General features: G+C 46.8%; 11 protein-coding genes and 2 pseudogenes. 3 read left to right on the top strand and 10 right to left on the bottom strand.

Annotated features, from left to right (window positions below; translation table 11 throughout):
• The 5 genes from J7K79_RS07655 to J7K79_RS07635 all read right to left on the bottom strand — a co-directional run.
• The coding region (locus J7K79_RS07655) for a MurR/RpiR family transcriptional regulator (protein ID WP_296907145.1) at nucleotides 1-612 on the bottom strand (612 nt) is incomplete at its 3' end.
• 13 nt (nucleotides 613-625) lie between these two features.
• Nucleotides 626-1,381 (bottom strand): glucose 1-dehydrogenase, encoded by a 756-nt coding sequence (locus tag J7K79_RS07650; protein WP_296907143.1) that lies wholly within the window; start codon nucleotides 1,379-1,381, stop codon nucleotides 626-628.
• Nucleotides 1,382-1,396: 15 nt separating this feature from the next.
• The gene (locus tag J7K79_RS07645; protein ID WP_296907140.1) at nucleotides 1,397-2,680 is read right to left on the bottom strand and encodes a TRAP transporter large permease; all 1,284 of its coding nucleotides are present in this window, start codon (nucleotides 2,678-2,680) and stop codon (nucleotides 1,397-1,399) included.
• Nucleotide 2,681: 1 nt separating this feature from the next.
• Complete coding sequence (locus J7K79_RS07640; RefSeq protein ID WP_296907137.1) at nucleotides 2,682-3,158, bottom strand: TRAP transporter small permease; 477 nt, start codon at nucleotides 3,156-3,158, stop codon at nucleotides 2,682-2,684.
• 63 nt (nucleotides 3,159-3,221) lie between these two features.
• Nucleotides 3,222-4,232 carry a C4-dicarboxylate TRAP transporter substrate-binding protein gene (locus J7K79_RS07635; RefSeq protein WP_296907135.1) on the bottom strand — a complete coding sequence of 337 codons (1,011 nt, stop codon included), beginning with the start codon at nucleotides 4,230-4,232 and terminating at the stop codon, nucleotides 3,222-3,224.
• A 153-nt stretch (nucleotides 4,233-4,385) separates the two neighbouring features.
• Between J7K79_RS07635 and J7K79_RS07630 the strand changes: the two genes are divergently transcribed.
• Nucleotides 4,386-4,967, top strand: a complete 582-nt coding sequence (locus J7K79_RS07630) for a ThuA domain-containing protein (protein WP_296907133.1) — start codon at nucleotides 4,386-4,388, stop codon at nucleotides 4,965-4,967.
• Here J7K79_RS07630 and J7K79_RS07625 read toward each other — a convergent pair.
• The 3 genes and pseudogenes from J7K79_RS07625 to J7K79_RS09485 all read right to left on the bottom strand — a co-directional run bounded on the left by J7K79_RS07625 (nucleotide 4,955) and on the right by J7K79_RS09485 (nucleotide 6,189).
• Nucleotides 4,955-5,158: a heavy-metal-associated domain-containing protein gene (locus tag J7K79_RS07625; protein WP_296907130.1), complete on the bottom strand. Its 204-nt coding sequence runs from the start codon at nucleotides 5,156-5,158 to the stop codon at nucleotides 4,955-4,957. The genes J7K79_RS07630 and J7K79_RS07625 overlap by 13 nt on opposite strands.
• 86 nt (nucleotides 5,159-5,244) lie before the next feature.
• A pseudogene (locus tag J7K79_RS07620) lies at nucleotides 5,245-5,949 on the bottom strand (HAD-IC family P-type ATPase); the annotation flags it as partial.
• Between the two features lie 78 nt (nucleotides 5,950-6,027).
• Complete coding sequence (locus J7K79_RS09485) at nucleotides 6,028-6,189, bottom strand: ABC transporter permease subunit (RefSeq protein ID WP_366932605.1); 162 nt, start codon at nucleotides 6,187-6,189, stop codon at nucleotides 6,028-6,030.
• Nucleotides 6,190-6,258: 69 nt separating this feature from the next.
• On the opposite strand from J7K79_RS09485, the gene J7K79_RS07615 reads away from it, so the two are divergent.
• Together J7K79_RS07615 and J7K79_RS07610 are read left to right on the top strand one after the other, a co-directional pair.
• The gene (locus J7K79_RS07615) at nucleotides 6,259-6,444 is read left to right on the top strand and encodes a hypothetical protein (RefSeq protein WP_366932604.1); all 186 of its coding nucleotides are present in this window, start codon (nucleotides 6,259-6,261) and stop codon (nucleotides 6,442-6,444) included.
• A 40-nt stretch (nucleotides 6,445-6,484) separates the two neighbouring features.
• On the top strand, nucleotides 6,485-6,811 hold the full coding sequence (locus J7K79_RS07610; protein ID WP_296907126.1) for a hypothetical protein: 327 nt from the start codon (nucleotides 6,485-6,487) through the stop codon (nucleotides 6,809-6,811).
• Between the two features lie 16 nt (nucleotides 6,812-6,827).
• Here the strand turns inward: J7K79_RS07610 and J7K79_RS07605 are convergent, their stop codons facing one another.
• Entirely contained in the window at nucleotides 6,828-8,249 is a 1,422-nt protein-coding gene (locus J7K79_RS07605; RefSeq protein WP_366932606.1) for an L-fucose/L-arabinose isomerase family protein, read from the bottom strand.
• 18 nt (nucleotides 8,250-8,267) lie between these two features.
• Nucleotides 8,268-8,447: pseudogene (locus tag J7K79_RS07600) on the bottom strand (ribose ABC transporter permease); the annotation flags it as partial.

The following is an 8,447-nucleotide window of genomic DNA, read 5'->3' as shown; positions in this document are numbered from 1 at the left end:
TCTCTTTTCTCTGGCCTTCTTGGCGAAGTTCACCATCGATATTGTTTCTCCAGTGTGTGAGATAGCAACCAGAAGATCTTCAGAAGACGCAGTCGCGAGTATGGTAGCGATGATGTGATCGTCGTTGGAAAACAAACAGTTCTTCCCAATGCGGGTGAACTTGTGGAACGCATCGAAGGCAACTGCTGCAGACGCCGCAAAGCCAATGAATATTATTCTTCTGGCACTTTTAAACATCTCCACCGCTTTCTCGATAGAATCCACATCCAGGGAGTTCAGCGTATCCAGGATGGCTCTCACTGTTGCTTTGAATATCTTTTCGGTGATGGTTTCTGTGTCGTCTTCACTGGATACATCTTCATACACTATCTCGAGAGGAACTCTAGAGATGCTCTGAGCCAGGAGCACTTTGAACTGCTGAAAACTACTCAATCCCAGCTTCTTGTAGAACTTCACCACAGAAGCTTCGCTCTTTACACCCGCTTTTTTGCTGAGATCGCTGATGGAACTCTCTATGATCCCTCTCGGATCCGAGAGGACAACGTTTGCTATTTGCTTTTCCGCATTGGTGAACTCCTCGTACTTTTCACGAATCCTCTGGAGAACATCCATGCTGAAGCCCTCCCTATATGGCTGTAGAGCCTCCATCTATGCTTATGATACTTCCAGTCATAAAGCCCGCCTCATCGCACGCAGCAAAGAGAATGGCAAAAGCGATTTCCTCTTCTTTTCCGAGCCTTTTCATGGGAATCCTGGAAGTCATCTTCTTTAGAAGTTCCTCCGGATTCGGTGATGCGTTCACTCTCGTCATCAATCCTTCAGATTGCGTGGTACCCGGGCATACCGCGTTAACTCTGATTCCATAGTCCACGTAGTCCACAGCAAGAGACCTTGTAAGGCCCAGAAGTGCTGCCTTGGAGACGCTGTAAACACATCTTCTTTGGATTCCCACCAGTCCAGCTTCAGACGAAACGTTTACAATAACTCCACCACCTTGTTTTTTCATCTGTTCGACCGCGTACCTGGAGAGAAGAAACGGGCCCTTCACGTTTACATCGATCGTTCTGTCGAAGTCCTCCTCTGAAGTTTCTTCTATGTTTCCGTATGGAACTATACCAGCGTTGTTCACCAGGATATCAAGCCTCCCAAAAGTTTCCACCGTCCTTTTCACTATCTGTTCAGCATCTTTTGCAACATCACCGAAAACGAAAATTGCCTCTCCACCTTTGCTCTTTATCAGTTCTACTGTTCCATTACCTTTTTCCTCAGAGATATCGTTCACCGCCACCTTTGCTCCTTTCTCCGCGAACATGACGGCGGCTTTCTTTCCTATTCCCGATCCTGCACCGGTTATCAGTACCACTTTTCCTTGAAAGTTCATAGTTTCAATCCCTCCTTATCCAAAGATGAGATTCGGTATGAACAAAACAAGCTGCGGGAAGAAAATGATGAGGAGTATAGCTATCACCGTTACTATGAGGAAAGGCCAAGATGCTTTCACGTACTCTTCCAGGGTAGCTCCGAGAACAGAACAACCTGCGTACATCGACGCTCCAACGGGAGGAGTCTGATTTCCCATGGCAGCGGACAAAATGAACACCAGACCAAAATGAACAGGATCGATCCCCACCTGCCTTGCCACCGGAAGAAGAACAGCTGTGAGCATGAGGATCAAAGCCGTCGCATCCACGAACAAACCTGCGAACACGAGGAATATGGAAATCATGATCATCAACAAGCTCGGATTGCTGGTGATACCGAGCAGGAACTGAGCAAGTCTTTCCGGGATTCTCTCCCAGATCATCCCATATCCAAAGATGGCGGACATCGAAAGAATGAACATGACGCTACCGATATCACCAAGAGAGTTCTCAAGGGTTTCCCAATAGAAAGTCCTGAAAGACATCTCTCTGTGAATCAGAAAACCAACCAACATTCCGTACAACACGGCAAAAGAACCAACTTCCGACGGGGTGAAAATACCCCCTCTAAGACCAACGATCAACAGGACGGGGAAAATGAGCGCCCAGATGCTCTTTCCCAGCGCTTCAACAATTTCCTTCCCCGACGCACGCTTTTCCCTTTCCGGAGCAAGATTCAATCTATTTGCGACAGACCAGATAGTGATCATGTAGACGACCATCAAAAGAAGACCAGGCCCAATTCCCGCCGCGAAAAGTCTTCCAATGGAAACCTGCCCTATCGTACCGTAGATGATGAAGGCGATCCCCGGAGGTATGATCGGCGTGATTAAAGATGTCCAGACGTTGACAGCCACGGCAAAACCTCTTGGATACCCTCTTCTCAACATCTCGGGCCCAAGCATTCTTGTTTCCATCGCTGCGTCCGCTATACTGGAACCAGAAACTCCTCCCATCAGTGTGGAGAGAACCGCTGACACTTGACCGAGTCCACCTTTCATATGTCCAACAAGTGTGGAGGCAAAATCAAGAAGCCTTTTTGTCACACCAGCGGAGTTCATCACATTCCCCGCCACTATGAACATGGGAATAGCCAAAAGGGCGAAGTTGACCGTCTGAGAGAGCAACCTTTGAATAGGAATTGTAATGGGAAGTTCAGGGTGTTGAAGAAACCATAGAAAACCAGATATTCCAATTGCAAATGCAACAGGCATACCCAGAATCAAAAATACCGCAAACGCGATCAACACTATGAGCATATTACTGTGCCTCCTTCTTGTTGCGGAATTCGGCCATTATCTTCAAAATGGTGGTTCTGAACAGGAGCATCCCGCCGACAGGAACACTCAAGGTAACCCAGGTGTAGCTGAAGTTTGGCATACCAACGAAGGTTCTGTACCTCGTTTTATAAGACAGGTAAAAGCCCCACACGATCAAATAGAAAGAAAACGCAAGAATGATGAAGTAATTTATGAGTCTTATGATCCTCTGTTTCCGCTCCGAAAGGCGTTTCACAAAGATGTCTACAGACATCATCTTATTTTCGCGCCATGCAACATCCACAGCAAAGAAACACGCCCAGCCGAACAGAAACGTGCTGAAATCCACCGCCCAGTTTATGGGATGGCCGATGAATCTTGCTACACCTGAAGCAAAAACCATGACGATCATCACAAGAAGAAGTATCTTGGCAGAGTGCTTTTCGATCTTCAAAAGAATCTCGTCCAGCTTTTTCACGTCTCTCACCTCTGTCGGAATAGAATGAATGCCCAGCCCAAAAGAGGGCTGGGCTGCTAGTGATTACTCTCCCTTCACGTCTCTGATTAGCTGGTTGAGGGCATCTTCGAGTCCAAGCTTCTTGTACGCTTGCTTTGCTCTTTCTACGAAAGCTTCCTTGTCGATCTCAGAAGCAGGTATCACCGTCATACCCTTTTCGATACATTTCTGTTTGAACTCTTCTTCGAGTTCCTTCATGATCTTGAGTGAAACCTCGATCCCTGCTTTGTCCATTTCCTCCTCAACTATCTTCTGATATTCTGGTGGCAGGCTGTTGAACCAGTCTGCACTGACGATTTCGAAGTTAATGAGGAGGAAGTGTCCCGTTTCGGACATGTACTTCAGAACCTCGTACAGACCACCGTTGTAGACGTTGGCGTAGGTGAGTTCTGCACCGTCAACCGCCTTAGTCTGGACTGCCGTGTAAATTTCTCCAAAGTTGATGGCAACCGGCACCGCTCCGAGAGCCCTTATGGATTCCTGCCATGCCGGCGCACCCGGCGTTCTGATTCTGAGTCCCTTGAGATCCTCTGGTTTCCTGATAGGCTTGTTCGTCACAAAGTGTCTGTAGCCTTGTACCCAGTAGAACGAGAGAACCTTTATACCGTATTTTTGCTCGAGTTCCTTCAACCATTTCTGCATTGTGGGAGACTGTTTGATCTTCTTCAGAACTTCAATAGCTTCTTCGGGTGTTTTTGCTCCCATGAAATCGATGAAGTACGCAAGGTTCATTACTCCTATGTCTTTCACGTACATGCCGAGCCTTGCGGAGTCCGTGTTCCATCCAAGAGGAGCCCCCATTCTGATCTGCTCGATAATGTCTTCTTCTACACCAAGTTGCGAGCTCGGGTAGACCTCGATTTTCACATCTCCGTTTGTCCTCTCCTCGACAGCTTTAGCCCACTTTAAAAACGCCTGGTGATAGGGTTCACCGGGAGCAAGAACGTGTCCAAATTTCAAAGTATACTTAGCTCCGAACATGAGAGAAGCAAGTAATACTCCCAAAATCACCGCCAGCAGAACCTTTCGACTCATTAACCCACACCTCCTTTGTAAAAATATTTTTTTCTTAGGATCCATTCAAACACATTTTGCAAAAAAATTTTATGTCGCCCAGAAGTGCGAAGTCAATGGTTAACATTTCTGTTACATAATGTGGTGATAGGATATTGGTGAGGAGGGACTGAGATGCGGGTGTTCGCTTTTCTTGGTGACAGATACCACGATCACGATCTTTTCCTGGAAACGCTGAAAGACGCTTTGAACGGGGAAATCCACGATCTTCGACCAGAGGAATTCTCGGAAATTAGGAAACTTCCCGATCTTGTTGTCATAGGAAGGTGGAATCTCATCGATGATGAGAAGCTTTGGTTGGATGAAGAGAGCGTGAGATTTCTGGAAGAATATGTCAAAACGGGCGGAAAACTCTTCGTCTGGCACTCCGGACTTGCCCGCTTCCCCGAGAGCTACAACAGACTCGTCGGAGGAAGGTTCATACACCATCCGCCACAGAAAAAAGTGAGATACTACGGAAAAAATGTTGAATTCGAACTGATAGATGAACACTACTTCGTTGAGCTGTACTCGGATGTGGAGATCTTCTTCTGGAGTGAATCAGAAGATGGTATTTCCAGCGCAGGATGGGTGAAGAGATTCCACAAAGGAAAGATACTGGCCCTCACGCCAGCTCACAGTGAGGGCCTGAAAGACGAAGCTTTCAGAAACTTTTTGAGAAATGCTCTTTCTTCTTTCATAGTTCAAACTTCCTGATAGCTTTCCACCGGATAGTCGATCTCTTCAAGCTTCTTCAAAACGCTATTCAGATCTTCTGTTTCGACGATCACTTTCTTTTCTTCCACACTCACTTCGTAGTTTTTGATCCCAAGTTCGTCTAGTGCCCTCGAAATTCTCATCTTGCAATGATTGCAGGAAATATCCGGAACGTTGAGAATGTACCTCATAATGGCACCTCCTCATAGAAATTGCAATTTTCTCTCGATGCACCGTTTTTCGCTTTTCATGTGCTCGAGAAAAAACAACCTGACACTCATTCTTTCACCCTCATGGAATTGAGGGTCACGGTGATGGAACTGAACGCCATGGCGATCTCCGCGATCACCGGATGAAGCAGTCCCATCATCGCCATTGGAATGGCTATCACGTTGTAGAAGAAGGCCCAGAACAGGTTCTGTTTTATGATTCTGAATGTTTTTCTTGATACTTCGATGGCATCGACGACTTTCGATATACCACCTTTTGTTATGATGATGTCTGCACTGTCGATAGCAAGGTCAGTCCCTGAACCTATCGCTATTCCAACATCTGCCCCTTTCAAAGCGGCGGCGTCGTTCATACCATCTCCCACCATTGCGACTTTCTTTTCCTGAGCCTGATAGGACCTCACAAGGTCCAGTTTTTCGGAAGGCTTCACACCTGCGTGGAACCTCTCTATACCAAGGCGCCTTGCAACCGCTCTTGCGGTCTTCTCATTATCTCCCGTTATCATGACAAGCTCTATTCCCATCTCCTTGAGCCTTCTCACAGCCTCAGGACTGTCTTCTCGGATCGGATCTTCTATAGCGAGGAAACCCACAACTTCACCGTTTTTCCTCACCTCAACTACAGTCTTTCCTTCTTCTAGAAGAGAATCGTACCTTGAGTAATCCAAAGGTTTTCCAATAAAATATTCTTCCCCTTTGTAAAATGCCCTCACCCCTTCTCCCGGAATCTCTTCCACATTCACAACCTCAATTGGAATCTATCAAAGGCCAAAGAGCACGACAATGTTGTAAAAGGATGGGAAGCCCCCCGGTTCTCCTCTTGTGACTATCTACACAAGGTCAAACACTTTCATCGTAAAGATGCATCCAAGGATCAGCGTGGTTATGATTACCGGTTTTAAGCAGGGAAGTGTTATGTAAAGAATTTTTTGCCATCCCCTAGCTCCATCTATTTCCGCACTTTTATAAAGCTCCTCGGGAATCTCTCTCAAACCCGGTGTCGACTTATGCCGTACATTTTCCCTTGTGATGACAAGGCATATAAGAAAGGAATTCCTGCCATGAGATCAATGATTCTGGAATTTCCGGACGACCTTACCTGTTCGTATCTGGACAGACAGTACACGCTGGAAGAATCGTTTCTCGTTGTGCCGAGCTTCAGTGAAACCGGAGAGGTGACTTACTACCTTCCAGAAGGTGTCTGGACACATCTTCTCACGGAAGAAAGGGTGGAAGGAGGAAGGTGAAGAACGGAAAAAGTACGACTATTTCGGGCTTCCCCTTTTCGTGAGATCAAATACCATTCTTCCAATGGGAATTGTAGACAACAGACCAGATTACAACTACGCAGATGGTGTTACACTGAACGTTTTCGAAATTTCGAACAAAGCAGTGAGTGTCTACAACACTTCAAATGAGGAGGAACTGTCCGTGAAGGGGAAAAGAAGAGAAAACGAAATACACGTTGAAATCTTGAGAGATTCCGGAAAACCCTGGAAGTTGTTGTTCTGGAATGAAAGGATTGAAGCAGTGAAAGAAATCGAAATTGGGGAAACAGAAAGAGGAACAGAAGTAACTCTCAAATCTCAGAGAGCCGTACTAAAAACAAAGTGAGGGCGCGCGGGCGCCCTCATTTCATCAGCACAAAATCGATATTGGAGATCTCACAGAAGATTCTGATTTCCTCTACATAGTCTCCATAGACACCGTGGATGTGGTTGGAGGAATACCTAGACAAGAACTCATTTATTGGTGTCTCCATCTTCAAAAACGCGTGTGGCCAGTTGTCCTGTATGCTGTCTGCTATCTCGTAGTTTTTCTCTTCTCCAAAGTCCATGAACTCTCCAGGAATAACTGTGAACCTGTACCTTCCATCCTCTCTTGTGAGTCTTCCAAGTGTCACTCTTCCAGGAGCTGCTATGTGTTTTACTGCAGCCCCTCCTGCAGGGAAATAGAACGTCTGTGGATAGAACTCCACCTTCTTCATATTCTCATCTGGCTCGAACGATCTGGCCGCAAAGTACGTGGCGTGGTTCCCTGAGTTGCACAGGTCCAGTATGTCGTGCTCTTTTACGTAGTGCCTTACGTCTGCAAAGAGCACCGGAGTTTTTGCAATCAGTTTGAATATCTGCATCGTGAGTGCTCCATCGGAGTCTGCCTCTGTTGCACACACGATCGGCTCGTGCTTTCCCTCCCAGTCGTAGGGGTCGTTCAGGAAGGCTTCTGTCACATCCATGGTGACGAAGTGTTCTGTGAGTTCGAGCTGCCCTTTTATCCCCACAAAGTCCAATTCCATCTCTTCCACGATCTCTCTCACCGCGTGGTAGCTCTTTATTTGAAGTTCCAGCTTCTCTGGTGTGAGATACTTTCCGTCGTAGTGCACCGCCTTCGCCTTCTCCTCTATCCACAGTCTTCCTTTCCTTGCTTTTTCGTCAGTTATCTGCTGGCTTCTTCGCACGATCTCGAACTGATCTATGTGCTCTACATCTACTCCAAAGATCTTGTTCCACAGATCCACGTTCGGCACGGCAGTGTACATTCCCATCGATCTTCCACCGAACACACCGTACCTTTGCCCTCTCAGCTTCTTGTAAGTGCTCCCTGCCCTGATGAACGCCAGAACTTTCCTGAGGACCTCCTCATCCTCTATGTCACCCCACATCCTGTAATGCTTCGTTCCATCTTGTTCCAGAGCTCCCGCTGCAGAAAGCATCGCCACCATCCCGGGATACTGGGGATTTATGTTGGAAAAGAGCAAAAAAGGACCCGGTGCAAATTTGCTCGCAAGTACTGTAAAATGTGGAAACGCCCATACCGCGTAGTTGAATATCGTTACTTCTGCTCCCTCTTCTGCCAGTCTTTTTGCTTCTCTCTTCGCTATCGACGGTTTCCACACGATTTCCTTTGCCCTTATAACCTCCACTTCACCCGTCTCTTCCAACGTCCTCACTATTTTGTCTTCAAATCCTTTCACAATCCTCTCCAGCTCTTTGTGTACGTATTCCCTCCCGTCAGAAAAGCTGATAAGTCCCACCTTGTACTTTTCCATGATTTGACCCTCCTTCCAGTATCACCTTTTCTTTCTCAACTGATCTATACCAACGGCAATGACAACAATCACACCAACCAATACCCTTTGCCAGAAAGGATTGATGTTCAAGTGAACCGATCCGTTGTATATCGTGGTCATAACCAGTGCTCCAAAAAATGCACCAAGTGCGCTTCCCTCAGCCCCGGATAAGCTTGCTCC

Origin of the sequence: Thermotoga sp. (genome assembly GCF_021162145.1) — a bacterium.
In the GTDB taxonomy this organism is placed as follows: Bacteria; Thermotogota; Thermotogae; order Thermotogales; family Thermotogaceae; genus Thermotoga.
The sequence above is the reverse complement of the archived record's forward strand: the minus strand, read 5'-3'. Positions and strand labels throughout refer to the sequence as shown.